This window comes from Thermovenabulum sp., from assembly GCF_049701175.1.
GTDB lineage: Bacteria > Bacillota > Thermosediminibacteria > Thermosediminibacterales > Thermosediminibacteraceae > Thermovenabulum.
In genome coordinates, this window is record NZ_JBNATW010000020.1 from 1 (window position 1) to 16825 (window position 16825).

A 16825-nucleotide genomic window follows, 5' to 3' on the forward strand; every position below is an offset into this window, starting at 1 on the left:
ATACTGACATTTTCTCAGATGGATTTCACCCTGACAATATCACAGACGGATAACAGATGAAAAGAAAAATATTTGACAAAAGTGGATATTTTTTTTAAAATATAATAACAAATTTAATATTTTAAAGGTGTTGACGGAGGCTATTAGAAAGATATCCTGCGCAAAGAGAGCGAACCCCATAGGCTGAAAGGGTCGCCGCAAGGAACTTTCGAACCCACCTCCTGAACCGCATTTGCCGGCATTAGCCGTTATCAAAAGGAGTCCCAAATAGGGTGGTACCGCGAGCAACCTTCGCCCCTTCGGGTGAAGGTTTTTTTATTAAAAAAATCAGAAGGAGGCTATTGTATGGAAGAAAAATTTGTGAAAGAAATTACTCCGCGCAGTGAAGATTTTGCTCAATGGTATGTCGATGTTATTTTGAAAGGGGAACTTGCCGACTATTCTCCTGTAAGGGGCTGCATGGTCATAAGGCCATACGGATATGCAATATGGGAAAATATACAAAGACTTTTAGATAAGCGTTTTAAAGACACGGGTCATAAAAACGCATATTTTCCAGTTTTTATTCCCGAATCTTTACTAAAAAAAGAAGCTGAACATGTGGAAGGATTTGCTCCAGAAGTGGCATGGGTGACTCACGGTGGTCAAGAAGAACTTGCCGAAAGAATTGCGGTAAGGCCTACTTCAGAAACGATTATTTGTAGTATGTATTCTAAATGGATAAAATCCTACAGAGATTTGCCGGTGTTAATAAACCAATGGTGCAATGTGGTTAGATGGGAAAAGAGCACAAAACCTTTCTTAAGAACGGCAGAATTTTTGTGGCAGGAAGGCCATACAGCACATAGAACTGAAGAAGATGCAGAAGAAGAAACTTTAAGAATGCTTGAAGTATACAGGGATTTTGTGGAATCAGAGCTTTCTATACCGGTTATAAAAGGTAGAAAATCTGAAAATGAAAAATTCGCAGGCGCATTGAGAACCTATACCATTGAGGCATTGATGAGTGATGGAAGGGCTCTTCAGGCAGGTACTTCTCACAATTTAGGACAGCATTTTTCAAAGGTTTTTGACATACAATTTTTAGACCAAGATGGTCAATTAAAATACGTGTGGCAGACCTCGTGGGGTGTTTCCACAAGACTAATAGGCGCAATAATAATGACCCATGGTGATGACCGAGGGTTAAAATTACCACCGAGGGTAGCGCCTATTCAGGTTATAATTATACCCATATACGGACAACAAAAAGAATTGGTATTAGGCAAAGCAAAAGAAATATATGAACTCTTGAAATCAGAATTCAGGGTCGAGATTGATGAGAGAGATGAATACACTCCTGGTTGGAAGTTCAACGAGTGGGAAATGAAAGGCGTCCCTGTGAGGATAGAAATTGGTCCAAAAGATATAGAAAAGAAGCAGGTAGTAGTTGTAAGAAGAGATACTTTTGAAAAGAATTTTGTAGCGGAGGAAAATGTTGTTGATTATTTAAAAAATCTCTTGGATGATATACAAAAAACCATGTTTGAACAAGCCAAGAAATTTAGGGATGAAAACACAAGGGTAGCATTAAATTTTGATGAATTAAAATACAATATTGAAAATTATCGAGGATTTGTAAAAGCTATGTGGTGCGGTAGCGGCGATTGTGAAAAGTATGTAAAGGAGATGACTGGTGCTACTCTGCGCTGCATACCCTTTGAGCAGGAAAAATTTTCAGATAAGTGTATAGTATGCGGAAAAGAAGCTGAAAAAATGGTTTATTTTGCAAAGTCTTATTAAAGCTTATGAGGTGAAAAATATATGAGAATGTCAGAAATTTTTCCAAGAACTGCTTTTAACATTCCATCCGTTTTGAATTATGAAACGGAAAAACTTATATTTAAAAGCGGACTTGTTAGGTCAGGGGAGACCCTGACCTTTTATCCTCTTGGAGCTAAGGTAATAGATAAAATAAAGGATGCTATAATAAATATTTTAGAAACCGAGAATTACCTTAAAATATACCAGGAGTTTCCTTCAATTTTTGATATAAAAAGGGAAATTAATAGTAATAAAGTTATGCCCTTAAAATTATACCTTTTTGATAATTTTAGTTTGTATTTTTATGAGATTACAAAAGAAAATGAAAAATTGAAGGATATAGTATTAGAAATTCTAAAACGGACTATAAAGGAAGAAATAAAAGATAGATTGTATTTGGTGGAAGAAAATAATGATGAAATTATATATGCTGTAACTTCTGAAAAAACAAATTATACTTTTTTACATTGCCCTAAATGTTTAAAATCTTATTCAATAAATTATGTGGGTTACAAGGAAATATTAAATCAAAAAAATTTTGGTAAAAATGAAAATATAGAAAAAGTCTATACACCAGGAGCAAAAACAATATCAGACCTTTGCAGTTATTTAAAAGTATCTCCGGAAAAAACAATTAAGACCTTAATTTATAAAATTTATTTTGATAATAAAGAAGAATACATAGCAGCCCTTGTTAAAGGTTCGCGAAACATTAATGAAGAGAAGTTAAAAAGGGTTTTAGGAGCTAAAAAAATACAACTTGCCGATGAAGAAGAGATAAAAAATTTTGCAAATACAAAGATAGGTTATGCAGGACCCATAGGATTAAACATGAAAATTGTAGCTGATAAGGATATTATGAATATGGAAAATGCAATTATAGGAGCAAACGAGGAAGACTTCCACTTTATTAATGTCATTCCTGCAAAAGATTTTAAGATAGATATAGTTTGCGATATAAAAGAAAACATAGAAAAGGATCCTTGCCCCAATTGTTTTAATCCTATGGAGTTTATACAAGGGCAAAAATTAGGAAGCCTTACATATAATAAGGAAGAGGAGAATGTTTTTATTAATGGCCAACTTGATCTTTCGGTCCTTTTCTATATTATTAATGAAGTGAACAAGGATTCAGAAGGATTGATTTTTGATAGAGAGTTTTCACCTGCACTTTGTTATATTATACCGATAAATGTTAAAAATGAGAAAATTTTTCAAGCTGCAGAAGACCTTTACGATAAGTTAAAAAAATACGAAGAAGTAATAATTGATGATAGAGAAGAAAGCCCTGGCGTAAAATTTAAAGATGCTGATTTATTAGGTATACCTTATAAAATAATCATAGGTAATAAATTTGTAAAGGAAGGTAAAATAGAGGTAAAAGAAAGAAAAACAGGAAGGTCTTTTGAAGTAGAATTAAGAAATTTTAATATTGAATTTTTTAATTCTCTGTGATAAATTTTTTTTGCTTATAAAAATAAATAAAAGGAGAGGGATACATGTCAGTGGCGGCTATCATTCCCGCATTTAATGAAGAACGGACGGTAGGGAGTGTTTTAAAAACTATTATTGAATCTGGGCTGTGCAATGAAATAATTCTTGTAAGTGATGGATCAACAGACAGCACTTCAGATATTGGAAGGGCTTTAGGTGTAAAAGTTATAGATTTTAAGAAAAATAAGGGTAAGTTTACAGCGGTTTTAGAAGGTTTTAAATTATCCAATTCAGATATTATCTTAATGATTGATGCAGATTTAGTCGGTTTAAAAAAAGAGCATCTTTTGAAACTAATTGAACCTATCAAAAAAAATGAAGCAGATATGAGTATAGGAATTTTTAAAAATGGGAGAGGCGCCACTGACCTGGCTCAAAAAATTACCCCGTTCCTTTCAGGTCAAAGAGCATTAAAAAGACAAGTGTTAGAAAAATTGATAGAATATCCTGTAGAAAATTATGGTTTAGAAATGGCTTTAACCATTTTAGCAAAGAGGGAAAATTTAAAAGTAAAAATGGTGGATTTATACGACTTAACGCATGTAATGAAAGAAGAAAAAAGGGGATTATTAAAAGGAAGTTTGGCCCGATTAAAGATGTATAGAGATGTTATAAAAGCTTTGATTAAACTAAAATTTGGGGTGTATTAAATTGATTACTCAAAAGGAAGTAATAGTCCGTCTCCTTTTATCGATTATACTTGGAGGAATAATAGGAATAGAAAGAGAAAGTGTTAATAGGCCAGCAGGTTTTAGGACCCATGTGCTCGTATGTGTGGGCTCCACTTTAACAATGCTGGTTTCAATTTTTATTTTTGAAGAATTTAGAGCTTTTACTTCTACAGATCCTTCAAGGATTGCTGCACAAGTTGTAAGCGGTATAGGTTTTTTAGGTGCAGGAACTATTATAAGGGTTGGTCCTACTGTTAAAGGCTTAACCACAGCAGCAAGCCTTTGGACCGTGGCCTCAATAGGGCTTGCTATAGGATGTGGTTTCTATTCTGCAGCGGTAATTGCTACAATTTTTACTTTTATTACCCTTATATCTTTAACAAAAATAGAAGTAATATTCATAAAAAAGCGGTTATTATATAATATTAATTTAACAATTGTGGATAGACCAGGACAGTTGGGGAAAATAGGTACAACTTTAGGTGAATTTGGTATTAGTATTCGAAATGTCAAAATGGAGGTTTTAGAGGAAGGCAAGGTATATGTAAATTTGACTGTTAGGCTTCCGTCAAACATAAAAATGGAAGAGGTTATTATGAAACTGTCTTCAATAGAAGGTGTGCAATGCATTGATATGTAAATTTTTGGAGGAAGAGCCATGACAGAAATTGTAAATTTTATTTCATCTAATAATTATAGTGAGAAAGAAATCGTAGAATTGAAAAAGACTCGGATTAAAAAGGTTGAAATAATTAAAAAAGAAAAACAGGTGAATATTTTTTTAGAAATTGAATCACCAATTAACGAAAAATTAATTAAAAAAATTATAAAAGATTTTGAAGAAAAAATTGGGAAAGAAGCAATAATAAAGGTTAATATCGTAAAATCAAAGGAAAATATAAATAGTAGAGATGTTTTAGAAATATTAGAAAATAATTGGGAAAATTGCAAAGAAGAGCTTTTTAAAAAATACCCTTCCTGTAGGATATTTATGATGAATTCATATTACGAATATAAAAATGGTTTATTCGAAATTATCGTAGAGAAAAATGGGAATAAGTATTTAGAAAAAAAGAGAGTTAAGGATTTTATTGAAAATTATTTTTCAAAGTTAGGGATTGAGATATTTGTTGAGTTTAAAGAAAAATCAGAAATTGAATATTACGATTATGAAGAAGAAGAAAGGAAAATTGTACAAACTATTTTAGAAGAAATTAATCAAAACAAAGAAGAAAAACAGGAAAAACAAAAAGAAATACTTCTGGGTAAAGATTTTAACCTGGAACCGATTTTTATAAATACAATTATAGGTGAGCAAAAAGAGGTAGTTGTTTTAGGAAAAGTTTTCGATATTCAGTCTAAAGAATTGAAGAATGAGGGCCAGCTTATTACTTTTGCAATAACTGATAATACAGGTTCTTTGCCGGTAAAGGTATTTTTACCGAAGGAAAAAAAAGATTTGCTAAATTCATTGGAAGAAGGACAGTATTTAAAAATACGAGGGAAAATTGAAAAAAGCAAGTTTTCTCAGGAATATGAATTAATACCCTTTGATATAAAATTGTCTGAAAAACCTTTTCGAAAGGATGAAGCAGAGGAAAAACGGGTTGAACTTCATTTGCATACAAGGTTTTCTTCAATGGATGCTGTCTGCTCTCCCAAAGATGTTATTGAAATTGTAAAGAGCTGGGGTTGGGAGGCTGTAGCTTTTACCGACCACGGTGTAGTTCAAGCCTTCCCTGAAATTTATGAAGCTTCGACAAATTCAGGGATTAAGCCTATATACGGAATGGAAGCTTATATTTTTGATGATCAATTTCCAGTAATATCATTTCCTCCTGATGGGAATATTGATGATTTTTATTATGTTGTGGTTGATATTGAAACAACTGGTCTTTCTATAGATACCGATGAAATAATAGAAATAGGTGCGGTAAAGATTTACAAAGGAGAAATATTAGAGACATTCCATACTTTTATCAAACCAAAAAAATCAATTCCTTCAAATATTTCAAGCTTGACAGGAATAAGCAACTCTATGGTAGAAAATGCCCCAACACTTAAAGAAGCTTTAAGTAGGTTTAAAGATTTTATAAAAGATGCTGTTTTTATAGCTCATAATGCAGAATTTGACTCAGGATTTTTAAGACGAGATTTTAACAAACTAAATATCGTCTTTGAAAACAAAATAATTGATACTATGGCTTTATCTGCTGTGGTTTTGGATGACATTAAAAACCATAAATTAGATACAATTGCGAAAAGATTAAACATAAAATTAAAGAATCACCACAGGGCTTTAGACGATGCTAATGCATTGGCTCTAATTTTTATTGAGCTTATTAAAAAAGCAAAAGAGAAAGGAGCAGTTAAACTTTCGGATTTAAACACTTTAAATATTCCTTACAACCTAAATTCCTACCATGCTATTATTTTGGCAAAAGATGAAGTAGGCCTTTATAATTTATACAAATTGGTGTCAATTTCCCATTTGAATTATTTTTATAGGCATCCCAGGATTCCAAAATCTCTTCTAAATTCCTTAAGAGAAGGGCTATTAATAGGAACTGCTTGTGAATCTGGCGAACTTTTTCAAGCTATATTAAACAATCATTCTCAAGAGGATATTGAAAGGATTGCCTCTTTTTATGATTTTTTAGAAATTCAACCTATAAAAAATAACTACTTTATGATACAAAAAGGGATTGTTAAAAATGAAGAAACATTAAAAGAAATAAATAAAAAAATATACCAACTTGGCAAAAAACTTGAAAAGCCTGTTGTAATGACAAGTGATGCACATTTTATAAACCCAGAAGATGAAATTTACAGAAAAATACTGCTTCACGCTCAAGGCTATCAAGATTATGATAATAGCTCAATGCTTTATTTAATGACGACAAAAGAAATGTTATTGGAAGCAGAGTATTTAGGGGAAAGACAAGCCTATGAAGTCGTTATCGATAATCCTAAAAAAATTGCTCAAATGGTTAAAGCTAACTTAAAACCTGTGCCTGATGAATTGTATCCCCCAAAAATAGAAGGCGCAGAAAAGGAAATAATACAAATGGCATATAAAAGGGCAAAGGAAATATATGGTGAAGAGCTTCCTGAAATTGTAAAGAAAAGATTAGAAAGGGAATTAAACTCAATAGTTAACAATGGTTATTCAGTAATATATTTAATTGCCCATAAGCTTGTAAAGAAATCACTAAATGATGGCTATTTAGTAGGGTCAAGGGGTTCTGTGGGTTCATCTCTTGTGGCAACAATGTGTGAAATTACTGAAGTAAACCCTTTGCCTCCTCATTATATATGTCCAAAATGCAAAAATACTATATTTGTAGAAAATAATGAAGGCATTGTTGGTCCAGACCTTCCAGATAAATTTTGCCCCCGATGCTCCACAAAAATGAAAAAAGATGGTTTTAATATTCCTTTTGAAGTGTTTATGGGTTTTGAAGGAGATAAAGTACCGGATATAGACCTTAATTTTTCTGGTGAATATCAATCTAAAGCTCACAAATATACAGAAGAGCTTTTCGGGAAGGAAAGCGTATTTAGGGCTGGAACCATTTCTACAATTGCTGAAAAAACCGCTTATGGATTTGTCAAGGCTTATGTAAATGAGAAAAAATTGCAAATACCCGAATGTGAAGTAAAAAGGTTGGCAATGGGTATAACCGGTGTAAAAAGGACTACAGGTCAACACCCCGGCGGATTAATGGTTGTTCCAAAAGATAAGGAAATCTATGAATTTACTCCTATTCAATTTCCGGCTGATGATAGAGAATCGGGGGTTATCACTACCCATTTTGATTACCATTCGATAAGTGAAAGGCTTTTAAAATTAGATCTTTTAGGGCATGATGATCCAACGGTGATAAAAATGTTGGAGGAAGAGACCGGTGTAAACGCTAAGGAAATCCCCTTGGATGATAAAAAAACTATGGGAATTTTTTCGAGCTTAGAACCCCTTGGGTTAAATCCAGAAGATATTGGAACTACAGTAGGAACATTAGGCGTACCTGAATTCGGTACCCGTTTTGTAAGGCAGATGTTGGAGGAGACAAGGCCTACTACTTTTTCCGAACTTATTAGAATTAGTGGATTATCCCATGGTACTGATGTTTGGCTTAATAATGCCCAGGATTTAATTAAAAATAAAATTGCAACATTAAAAGAAGTAATTGCTACGCGAGATGATATTATGTTACACTTAATTGAGAAAGGTGTGGAACCCAAAATTTCTTTCAATATTATGGAAAGAGTTAGAAAAGGTAAAGGTTTAAAACCTGAAGAAGAGGAAATAATGAGAAAAAATAATGTGGAATCATGGTTTATAGATTCTTGTAAAAAGATAAAATATATGTTTCCTAAGGCTCACGCTGTTGCTTATGTTATTATGGCTTTTAGGATAGCCTATTTTAAAGTCTACTATCCAAAAGCCTTTTATGCTACGTATTTTACTGTGAGAGCAGATGACTTTGACGGTGAATTAATTTTAAAAGGGCAAAAGGCAATAAAAGAAGCCATTAAAGAGATTGAAAGAAAAGATAAAGATGCATCAGCAAAAGAAAAGAACTTATTGACTATATTAGAAGTAGCCAATGAAATGTATTTAAGAGGTATTGAATTTTTGCCTGTAGATCTTTATCGTTCTCATTATAAGAAATTTTTAATAACCGATGAAGGTATTTTACCACCTTTGACTGCCCTTCCGGGGCTCGGGATAGCAGCGGCTTTAAGCATTTATGAAGAAAGGCAAAAAGGTTTTTTCACATCTATTGAAGATCTAAGAATAAGAACAAAAGTAACAAAGAATGTCATCGAAATATTGAAAAAAAACGGTGTGCTTGGTGGGCTAAGGGAGACAGATCAGATTTGCCTTTTTTGAATATTGTATAAACAAATTCAATGTGCTATAATAAACTAAGATTAATTTTGGAAGATTAGTAATAGAGTGGGTCTTGTCCCACTCTTTTAAATTATTTATAAAAAGGGTGGTTTTATGCAAAAAATCCTTATTTTAGAAAAAGCGAAAAATATAGCTGAAGAGGTTTTGAAGGGAAAACCTTACGAATTAGTTGATGTAGAATTTGTAAAAGAAGGGGGTAATTGGTATTTAAGGTATTATATTGACAAACCTGGAGGAGTTACATTAAATGATTGTCAGGAGGTGAGCGAGGAAATAAGTAAACTTCTTGATATTTATGATCCTATTCCTCAAAGCTATTTACTTGAAGTCTCTTCTCCCGGTGTAGAAAGACCTCTTAAAAAAGACAGCGATTTTATAAGATTTAAGGGTAGTGAGATAGAGGTAAAAACTTACGAACCCATATCAGGGAAAAAATCTTTTATAGGTGTTTTAGAGGATTTTTCTAATGGTGTAGTTGTATTAAAAGAAAAGGATAGGGTTATTAATATTCCTAAGGATAAAATATCCTCTGCTCGACTTAAATTTAATTTTAATTTTGACGAACAGGAGAGGTAAGGATGAACATAGAGTTTCTTGAAGCATTAGAACAAATTGAAAAGGATAAAGGTATAAATAAAGAAATACTAATAGAAGCTATTGAAGCAGCTCTTGTTTCTGCTTACAAAAAAAATTACGGAACTACACAAAACGTGAAGATTAACATTGATAGAGAGACGGGAGAAGTTAAGGTGTATTCACAAAAGACAGTAAAAGAAGATGCAATAAACCCCCTTTTGGAAATAAGTCTTGTTGAAGCGAAAAAAATAAACCCATTAGTAAAGGTCGGAGATGTGATTTCAATTGAAGTAAAACCTAAAAATTTTGGTAGGATTGCGGCACAAACAGCAAAACAAGTGGTAATGCAAAGGATTAAAGAAGCTGAAAGGAATATTATATATGAAGAATTTGCAGGAAGAGAGACAGATTTAGTTACTGGTACTATTCTACGCATAGACAAAAAAAATGTTATAATAGATTTGGGGAAAACTGAAGTTATTTTACCACCGACCGAACAAATGCCGAATGAAGTATATAATCCAGGAGAAAGAATTAAAGTATATATATTAGAGGTGAAAAAAACAACAAAAGGACCGCAAATTACTGTATCCCGTTCACATCCCGGACTTATCAAAAGACTTTTTGAATTGGAAGTACCTGAAATATATGAAGGAATTGTTGAAATAAAAAGTATCGCCAGAGAGGCGGGTTCAAGGACAAAAATTGCTGTTCATTCCAGAGATGAAAACGTAGACCCTGTTGGAGCTTGTGTAGGGCAAAAGGGTACGCGAGTTCAGGCTATTGTAGATGAACTTAAAGGGGAAAAAATAGATATAATAAAGTGGAGCAAAGATGCTGCAGAGTATATTTCCAACGCTTTAAGTCCTGCTAAAGTTATAAAAGTTGATATAGATGAAGACAACAAAACTGCAAGGGTTATAGTTCCTGATAATCAACTTTCTCTTGCTATAGGCAAAGAAGGGCAAAATGCTCGGCTTGCTGCTAAATTAACGGGATGGAAAATAGACATAAAATCTCAAAGCAAAATATAGGGGGGATTATTAATGAGTCCTAAGAAAATCCCTCAAAGAATGTGTTTGGGCTGTAAACAGATGAAACCTAAAAAAGAATTAATAAGGGTTGTTAGAACTCCTGACGGAAATATTTTAATTGATCTAACAGGTAAAAAATCAGGTAGAGGGGCGTATTTTTGTAAGGACCCCAAATGCTTCGATAAGGCTTTAGATGAAGATAGGCTCTCAAAAGCTTTGGATTGCAAAGTGGATAAGGAGGTAATAGAGAGGCTTAAGGAGGAAGTAATAAAAAGTGAAGCCTTGTAAAATATATTTTCTCCTTGGCCTTGCACAAAAGGGAGGAAAAATTGTTTCAGGATGGGATTTGGTTAAAAAATTTCTCCCTTTAGGGAAAATAAAATTATTGATAATTGCTGAAGATGCTTCTGATAATACAAAAAACTATTTTAAAGCAATGTGCGAAAAATTTAATGTACCCTATTGCTTTTATGGAAATTCATATGAATTAGGTTCGTCAATTGGTAAAGAAGAAAGAAAGGTAATTGGGATAAAAGATGTAAATATTTCAAGGAAAATTTTGGAATACCTTGGGTCCCATTTAAATTCGGAGGTGGGGAATATTGACAAAAGTAAGGGTATATGAACTCGCAAAAAAATTAGGAGTGCCCAGTAAAAAATTGATGTCCATATTAGAAGATTTGGATATTGATGTCAAGAACCATATGAGCAGTCTTGAAGATGATATGGCTCAGCTAATTGTAGATTTAATTAATGAAGAAAAGGAACCAAAAAAGAACAAGAAAGAAAAGGAAGAGGAAAAGGAAGTTAAAATTTTAGAACCTAAGGTCGAGAAGAAAGAGGAACAACAAAAGCCTAAGCTGCAAAAGGTAATTTTACCGGAAAAAATAACAATAAAAGAATTAGGACAAAAGACAAACATAGAGCCAGTAAAGTTAATTAAAAAATTGATTGATTTTGGTTTGATGCTCAATATAAATGCTGATATTGATTTTGAATCAGCAAAGAGATTATTAAAAGAATTCGGTTTTGAAGCAGAAAAAGAAGAGGAAGAATCAAAAGAAAAACTTGTTAGAAAGATAAAAGAAGAAATATCAGGAAATTTAAAACCGCGTCCACCAGTGGTTACGGTTATGGGTCATGTCGATCATGGGAAAACTACACTTTTAGATGCAATACGTGAAACAAGGGTTGCAGCTCAAGAGGCAGGAGGCATTACCCAGCATATAGGTGCTTCTCAAATAGAAAAAGATGGCAAAACGATAATCTTTCTTGATACACCCGGACATGAAGCTTTTACAGCCCTTAGGGCAAGAGGAGCAAGTGTAACAGATATTGTGATTTTAGTGGTTGCTGCAGATGATGGTGTAATGCCTCAAACGGTTGAGGCTATAAACCATGCCAAAGCTGCAGAAGTTCCTATAATCGTTGCTGTAAATAAAATTGACAAACCTGAAGCTAACCCCGAAAGAGTAAAACAGCAACTTGCAGAGTATGGTCTTATTCCAGAAGAATGGGGCGGGGACACCATTTTTGTAAATGTTTCTGCAAGAAATCGCATAGGAATAGATCAACTTTTGGAAATGGTATTATTGGTGGCTGAAATGCAAGAATTAAAGGCTGATTATGATAGCCCTGCTATAGGTGTAATTATTGAAGCAAAACTTGACAAAAGACGTGGGCCTGTTGCAACGGTGATTGTCCAAAAAGGCACACTGAGAGTCGGAGACGTAATAGTAGCTGGAGGTACTTGGGGTAAAGTAAGGGCAATGTTTGATTCTCTTGGGAAATCTATTAAAGAAGCCACGCCTTCAATTCCTGTGGAGGTTATAGGTTTTGAAGAGGTACCTATAGCTGGAGATATTTTGAAAGTAGTTGATGATGAAAAACAAGCAAGGGAAATTGCAGAAAAGGAAAAAGAATTGTTAAAGGAAAAAGAAGATATTACTTCACCTAAGGTTTCATTAGAAAAACTTTTTGATAAAATAAAGAAGGGCGAAGTAAAAGAGCTGAATATTATAGTTAAAGCTGATGTTCAGGGTTCTTTAGAAGCTTTGAAACAGGCTATTGAAAAATGTTCAAACGACCAGGTCTTAATTAGGATAATACATGGCGGTGTAGGTGCAATAAGTGAAAGCGATATTCTTTTGGCTTCAGCATCAAATGCTATTGTGATAGGTTTCAATGTAAGACCAGACTCTAATGCAAGAAAATTAGCGGAAAAGGAAAATATAGATATAAGGACTTATCGTATAATATACGATTTAATAGATGATTTGCAGGCGGCTATGAAGGGTATGTTAGAGCCGGAGTATAAAGAAGTCATTTTAGGCCATGCTCAAGTTAGAGCATTATTTAAAGTGCCAAACGTTGGGATTGTTGCCGGATGTTACGTGGTTGATGGGAAAATAACAAGGAATGCAAATATAAGGGTAATAAGAAATGGTGTAGTAATATATGAAGGCAAAATCTCGTCGTTAAAGAGATTTAAAGACGATGTAAAAGAAGTAGCAAGTGGCTATGAATGCGGTATTGCTATTGAAAAATTTAATGATATAAAAGAGGATGATATACTTGAAGCATTTATAAACAAAAAAGTTGAACAAACTGATTTATAGTATATTTAAATAATTTGAATAAAAAGGGGGAAAAATGGTGGAATATTCGAGGACTGATAGAATAGCAGGGGAAATAAAAAAAGCGGTAAGTGATATAATAAACAACGATTTGAAAGACCCCCGCATACATGGCCTTATTTCTGTAACGAAGGTAGAAGTTTCTAAGGATTTAAGACATGCAAAAATATTCTTGAGCATTTTTGACAGTGGCAGTGAAAAAGAAGAAATAATATCAACGATTCAAAAAGCTGAAGGTTATATTAGAAGAGAATTAGGTTCAAGAATAAGAATAAGATTTCTACCTGAACTATCTTTTAAGCTTGATGATTCCATTGAATATGGGATACACATCAGCAAGATATTAAGGGATATTTCTCCCGGAGAGAAAGAAGAGGAATAAAAATATGGATTTTTCGCCTGTTAAAGAACTAATATTGAGCAAAAAAAGTTTTATAATAACTTCACATGTTACACCTGATGGTGATGCTATCGGCTCCCTAATAGGATTAAGTATAGCTTTGGAAAAAATGGGAAAAAATGTATATCCCGTATTAAATGATGTTGTGCCAAAGCGTTACCTTTTTTTACCACGCGTAAATTCAATTATAAAAGAAAATGCTCTTAGTGAGAAAAAAGATGTTATAATTTGCCTTGATTCAGCGGACTCTGAAAGGTTGGGTTTTAAGAATCCTTTAAAAAGTTATGCAGATATAATTGTGAATATTGATCATCATAAAAGTCATGTTTTATTTGGGGATTTAAATTTTGTAGATCCTTCAGCTTCTTCGGTGGGAGAAATGGTCTACGATTTAATTAAACACTTAGGTATTAAGCTAAGCTATGACATAGCTGTTTGCCTTTATACAGCAATCATAACTGATACAGGTGCTACAAAACATTCAAACACTACATCGTCAGCATTAAGGGCTTTAGCAGATTTTGTGGAGTTAGGTGTAAGGCCGGAAAAAGTGAGCTGGGAAGTTTTTGAAAAAAAGAGCCTTAATACTCTTTTGCTTCTTAAAGAGACATTAAAAACATTAAAAATCTCAAAAAATGGCAAAATTGCATGGCTCGTGATTACAAAAGATATATTAGAAAAGACAAATACTTTGGAAGAAGATACTGAAGGCTTGATAGATTATGCAAGGAGTATTGAAGGGGTAGAAGTTGCGCTATTATTTAAAGAAAAGGATTGCAATAAGATAAAAGTGAGTTTTCGTTCAAATAGCTGGATAGATGTAAGCGAAATTGCAAAAAAAATGAATGGTGGAGGCCATGCAAAAGCAGCAGGTTGTATAGTTGAAGGCAGCATTAAAGAAGTAGAAAAAAAAGTAGTAAAAACTGTTGAAGAGTATATGAAAGAGGGTCTATATGGAAGGAATAATAAATTTACTTAAACCGCCTGGTATGACCTCTCATGATGTGGTTGCATATTTGAGGAGAGTTTTAAAGATTAAGCGAATAGGGCATGGAGGTACCTTGGATCCTGGTGCATGCGGTGTAATTCCCATTTTTATTGGTAAGGCCACAAGAGCGCTAGAATACTTTGAAAACTGTGATAAAGAATATATTGCTGAGATAACATTGGGTAAAACCTATGATACCGGTGACAATTTTGGAACACTTTTGGAAGAGAAAGACCCATCTAATGTTACAATAGAAGATTTTAAGAGAGTACTATTAAAATACGTAGGTGAAATAGAACAAGTTCCTCCCATGTTTTCAGCGGTAAAAATCCAGGGTAAAAAACTTTATGAATATGCAAGAAAGGGTATAGTTATTGATAGAAAGCCAAGAAAAATAAATATTTATAATATTACTTTACTTGATTTTAATAACCCAAAGGCACGAATTAAAATTCATTGTTCAAAAGGCACTTATATTAGAACCCTATGTGAGGATATAGGAAGAGATTTAGGATGCGGGGCTCATATGTCATTGCTCATAAGGACGCGTTCTGGTCCTTTTTTGATAGAAGAATCTTTTACCATAAGAGAAATAGAAGAATATTCAGAATTAAATAGAAATGGTTATTTTTTAATAACTCTGGAAAAAGCTTTGCAAGGCATTCTGAAAAAGGTTGTTCTTCCTTATACAAAAGAAAAAGCTTTAAAACGAAATACAATTCCTTTAAAAGAACTTTTTTTTGAAAAAAATTTAGAAATAAAAGATGATTATTATATTTTATATGATGCCAACAACAATTTTTTTGGAGTAGGCAAAGTGGAAATCAAGAATAACTCTTTAAAATTTCATAAAATATTTATTTGAGGTCGAGATAATAATGAAAATATTTTGGAGTTTAGAAAGTTTTGAGATAGATGAAAATACAGCTGTAGGGCTGGGGAATTTTGACGGTGTACATTTAGGTCATAGAAAACTTATAACTGTTTTAAAAGAAGAGTCAAAAAAGAGAAATCTTATTTCTACTGTTCTTACTTTTGAACCTCATCCTTCAAAGGTGCTATTTCCAGATAAAGAATTTTTCTTAATCAGTACTTTAGATAAAAAAGTCAATATAATCAAAAATTTGGGTGTAAATATTTTAGTTATAGCCCCTTTTACTCAAGAATTTTCTAAAATTAAATGGATAGATTTTGTGAACAAAATGCTCATTGAGAAACTTAAAACTAAATTAGTAGTGGTGGGCTATGATTTTACTTTTGGTTATGGAGGAGAAGGAAATGCAGAAAGGCTTTCAATGATAGGAAAAGAAAAAGGTTTTGAGACTATAATAATCCCGCCTGTTAAGAGAAAAGGCGAAATAGTTAGCAGTTCAAAAATACGAGCATTAATTAAAGAGGGTCTTGTAGAAAAGGCGGAAATGTTATTAGGATATCCTTTTTGTATAGAAGGCAGGGTTATAGAAGGGAAATCCATAGGTAGGAAGCTTGGTTTTCCTACTGCAAATATAGAAATTCCTGAAGGTATTATAATTCCTGCTTATGGAGTATATTCTGTTATTATAAAGATAAAAGATAAAGTTTACGAAGGTATTGCAAATTTAGGATTAAAGCCCACTTTTAAAAATTTAAACGATTCATATCCTGTTTTGGAGGTCCACATTTTTGATTTTAAAAATACAATTTATGGAGAAAAGGTTGAAGTATATTTTTTAAAAAAAATAAGAGATGAAAAAAAGTTTAACTCTCCTAATGAGCTTGCAGAACAAATAAAAAATGATATAATTATTGCCAGAGAGATAATAAAGGATACATTTCAGGCTAAATATTCTTGTAATAAAGGTTAGGATATGCTATAATTATCAAAGATTTATAAAATAATGAACCCTTGCTCGGTTACCCACTACCTCCAGTAGGTTACTGGGCAATAGGGGATTAAAAAAAGTAGGGGGTGAAAAAAGTGGCATTGACAAAGGAATTAAAGCAAGAACTGATCAATAAATTCAAAGTACACGAAAATGATACAGGATCTCCGGAAGTACAAATTGCTCTCCTAACTGAAAGAATAAATCAACTTACAGAACATTTAAAGATTCATAAAAAAGATCACCACTCGAGGCGCGGGCTTTTGAAAATGGTAGGAAAAAGGAGAGCATTGCTGAATTACTTAAAAGAAAAAGATTTTGAACGCTATAAAACCATCATTGAAAAGTTAGACTTAAGAAAATAAAAAGCGGGGATTCCCCGCTTTAATTTTTAAAAAAAAGAAGGAAAAAATATATTTGATGTAGAATAAAAATTATGGTTT

At 32.9% G+C, this 16825-nt stretch carries 15 protein-coding genes; all 15 read left to right on the top strand.

Annotation, left to right across the window (positions count from 1 at the left end):
* Positions 1–345 precede the first annotated feature (345 nt).
* The gene (proS, locus tag ACPLVF_RS07925) at positions 346–1782 is read left to right on the top strand and encodes a proline--tRNA ligase (RefSeq protein ID WP_424907291.1); all 1437 of its coding nucleotides are present in this window, start codon (positions 346–348) and stop codon (positions 1780–1782) included.
* A 21-nt stretch (positions 1783–1803) separates the two neighbouring features.
* On the top strand, positions 1804–3258 hold the full coding sequence (locus ACPLVF_RS07930; RefSeq protein WP_424907292.1) for a YbaK/EbsC family protein: 1455 nt from the start codon (positions 1804–1806) through the stop codon (positions 3256–3258).
* Positions 3259–3302: 44 nt separating this feature from the next.
* Positions 3303–3947 (top strand): glycosyltransferase family 2 protein, encoded by a 645-nt coding sequence (locus ACPLVF_RS07935; protein ID WP_424907293.1) that lies wholly within the window; start codon positions 3303–3305, stop codon positions 3945–3947.
* A 1-nt stretch (position 3948) separates the two neighbouring features.
* A complete protein-coding gene (locus tag ACPLVF_RS07940) occupies positions 3949–4608 on the top strand; it encodes an MgtC/SapB family protein (protein WP_424907294.1) in 660 nt (219 codons plus the stop codon).
* 18 nt (positions 4609–4626) lie between these two features.
* Positions 4627–8865 (top strand): PolC-type DNA polymerase III, encoded by a 4239-nt coding sequence (locus ACPLVF_RS07945; protein WP_424907295.1) that lies wholly within the window; start codon positions 4627–4629, stop codon positions 8863–8865.
* A gap of 114 nt (positions 8866–8979) precedes the next feature.
* Positions 8980–9462 (top strand): ribosome maturation factor RimP, encoded by a 483-nt coding sequence (gene rimP / locus ACPLVF_RS07950; protein WP_424907296.1) that lies wholly within the window; start codon positions 8980–8982, stop codon positions 9460–9462.
* Positions 9463–9464: 2 nt separating this feature from the next.
* Positions 9465–10496: a transcription termination factor NusA gene (nusA, locus tag ACPLVF_RS07955; RefSeq protein ID WP_424907297.1), complete on the top strand. Its 1032-nt coding sequence runs from the start codon at positions 9465–9467 to the stop codon at positions 10494–10496.
* A gap of 12 nt (positions 10497–10508) precedes the next feature.
* The gene (rnpM, locus tag ACPLVF_RS07960; protein WP_424907298.1) at positions 10509–10784 is read left to right on the top strand and encodes an RNase P modulator RnpM; all 276 of its coding nucleotides are present in this window, start codon (positions 10509–10511) and stop codon (positions 10782–10784) included.
* Positions 10771–11121, top strand: coding sequence for a L7Ae/L30e/S12e/Gadd45 family ribosomal protein (locus ACPLVF_RS07965; protein WP_424907299.1), 351 nt, complete (start codon positions 10771–10773; stop codon positions 11119–11121). The genes rnpM and ACPLVF_RS07965 overlap by 14 nt, the downstream gene beginning before the upstream one ends.
* A gap of 37 nt (positions 11122–11158) precedes the next feature.
* Positions 11159–13114, top strand: coding sequence for a translation initiation factor IF-2 (gene infB, locus ACPLVF_RS07970; RefSeq protein ID WP_424907331.1), 1956 nt, complete (start codon positions 11159–11161; stop codon positions 13112–13114).
* 37 nt (positions 13115–13151) lie between these two features.
* Positions 13152–13514 carry a 30S ribosome-binding factor RbfA gene (gene rbfA, locus ACPLVF_RS07975; protein ID WP_424907332.1) on the top strand — a complete coding sequence of 121 codons (363 nt, stop codon included), beginning with the start codon at positions 13152–13154 and terminating at the stop codon, positions 13512–13514.
* A gap of 4 nt (positions 13515–13518) precedes the next feature.
* A complete protein-coding gene (locus tag ACPLVF_RS07980; RefSeq protein WP_424907300.1) occupies positions 13519–14511 on the top strand; it encodes a DHH family phosphoesterase in 993 nt (330 codons plus the stop codon).
* A complete protein-coding gene (truB, locus tag ACPLVF_RS07985; RefSeq protein WP_424907301.1) occupies positions 14486–15385 on the top strand; it encodes a tRNA pseudouridine(55) synthase TruB in 900 nt (299 codons plus the stop codon). The genes ACPLVF_RS07980 and truB overlap by 26 nt, the downstream gene beginning before the upstream one ends.
* A 13-nt stretch (positions 15386–15398) precedes the next feature.
* The gene (locus ACPLVF_RS07990; RefSeq protein WP_424907302.1) at positions 15399–16364 is read left to right on the top strand and encodes a bifunctional riboflavin kinase/FAD synthetase; all 966 of its coding nucleotides are present in this window, start codon (positions 15399–15401) and stop codon (positions 16362–16364) included.
* Positions 16365–16483: 119 nt separating this feature from the next.
* Positions 16484–16747 (top strand): 30S ribosomal protein S15, encoded by a 264-nt coding sequence (gene rpsO / locus ACPLVF_RS07995; RefSeq protein WP_424907333.1) that lies wholly within the window; start codon positions 16484–16486, stop codon positions 16745–16747.
* Positions 16748–16825 lie beyond the last annotated feature (78 nt).

Bases quoted from the DNA above. Each gene is read 5' to 3' on its own strand.
- proS (WP_424907291.1), top strand. From the start codon at position 346: ATGGAAGAAAAATTTGTGAAAGAAATTACTCCGCGCAGTGAAGATTTT.
- ACPLVF_RS07930 (WP_424907292.1), top strand. From the start codon at position 1,804: ATGAGAATGTCAGAAATTTTTCCAAGAACTGCTTTTAACATTCCATCC.
- ACPLVF_RS07935 (WP_424907293.1), top strand. From the start codon at position 3,303: ATGTCAGTGGCGGCTATCATTCCCGCATTTAATGAAGAACGGACGGTA.
- ACPLVF_RS07945 (WP_424907295.1), top strand. From the start codon at position 4,627: ATGACAGAAATTGTAAATTTTATTTCATCTAATAATTATAGTGAGAAA.
- rimP (WP_424907296.1), top strand. From the start codon at position 8,980: ATGCAAAAAATCCTTATTTTAGAAAAAGCGAAAAATATAGCTGAAGAG.
- nusA (WP_424907297.1), top strand. From the start codon at position 9,465: ATGAACATAGAGTTTCTTGAAGCATTAGAACAAATTGAAAAGGATAAA.
- rnpM (WP_424907298.1), top strand. From the start codon at position 10,509: ATGAGTCCTAAGAAAATCCCTCAAAGAATGTGTTTGGGCTGTAAACAG.
- infB (WP_424907331.1), top strand. From the start codon at position 11,159: ATGTCCATATTAGAAGATTTGGATATTGATGTCAAGAACCATATGAGC.
- ACPLVF_RS07980 (WP_424907300.1), top strand. From the start codon at position 13,519: ATGGATTTTTCGCCTGTTAAAGAACTAATATTGAGCAAAAAAAGTTTT.
- truB (WP_424907301.1), top strand. From the start codon at position 14,486: ATGGAAGGAATAATAAATTTACTTAAACCGCCTGGTATGACCTCTCAT.
- ACPLVF_RS07990 (WP_424907302.1), top strand. From the start codon at position 15,399: ATGAAAATATTTTGGAGTTTAGAAAGTTTTGAGATAGATGAAAATACA.